The sequence below is a fragment of the Kitasatospora phosalacinea genome, from assembly GCF_000717185.1.
GTDB lineage: Bacteria > Actinomycetota > Actinomycetes > Streptomycetales > Streptomycetaceae > Kitasatospora > Kitasatospora phosalacinea_A.
Map to the genome: position 1 here is coordinate 1 of NZ_JNYE01000257.1, position 883 is coordinate 883.

Consider the following 883-nt stretch of genomic DNA (forward strand, 5'->3'; position numbering starts at 1 on the left):
CCGGTGCAGATGTCGCAATCCACACCGAGCCAGAAGGCCCTCACTCATTTCAAGATCACCACACCGTGAACCCCGTCACCAACCTCCGTGGTCAGTACAACTAGCGCGGTCGCCTCGGCGGGCGGCTTCACCCCCGCCACCCACGCGGGCTGGTGGATCGTCACCGGCCTCGGCCTGACCGTCCTGCTGCTCGGCCTGCTCACCACCACCCCCTGGGCCGCCGCCACCGCCGCCCGGGTCGCCGCCCGCTTCGACCACCCGGCGGACGGCCCGCGGAGGGACACCGCCGGGCACGCCCGCTGACCGGTTCCGGCGGCGGGCGGCAGGCGGCGGGCGGCGGTGCGGGACCACTGCCGCCGAGCGGCTACGATGACCAGTACGGCGGACGAGCCGGCCGGGCGGTCGCGTCGGGTCCTTACGGGCCCGCCGAGGAACGTCCGGGCTCCACAGAGCAGGGTGGTGGGTAACGCCCACCCGGGGTGACCCGCGGGACAGTGCCACAGAAAGCAGACCGCCTGCCGCTCCGGCGGCAGGTAAGGGTGAAACGGTGGTGTAAGAGACCACCAGCGACCGAGGTGACTCGGCCGGCTCGGTAAACCCCACTCGGAGCAAGGTCAAGATCGGCGCCCCCGGGCGCCGTGCGCGGGTGTTCGAGGGCTGCTCGCCCGAGCTCGCGGGTAGACCGCACGAGGCTGTCGGCAACGGCAGCCCTAGATGGATGGCCGCCTCCCCCGGCCGCGCGAGCGACCTGGGAGACAGAACCCGGCGTACAGGCCGACTCGTCCGCCGGCCTCCGGCTCAGGGGCCCGACCGCGCAGCAGCGCGGTCGGGCCCTTCGGCGTACGGGGGCGGAGCGGGGAGGGGCGGGCGGAGTGGGTGGGCG

Annotated in this window: 1 protein-coding gene and 1 other RNA gene; both read left to right on the forward strand. The window is 74.0% G+C overall.

Annotation, left to right across the window (positions count from 1 at the left end):
- Positions 1-87: 87 nt before the first annotated feature.
- A complete protein-coding gene (locus tag OO57_RS37885) occupies positions 88-303 on the forward strand; it encodes a hypothetical protein (RefSeq protein ID WP_033257463.1) in 216 nt (71 codons plus the stop codon).
- A gap of 83 nt (positions 304-386) precedes the next feature.
- An RNA gene (rnpB, locus tag OO57_RS40280) (RNase P RNA component class A) lies at positions 387-786 on the forward strand.
- Positions 787-883 lie beyond the last annotated feature (97 nt).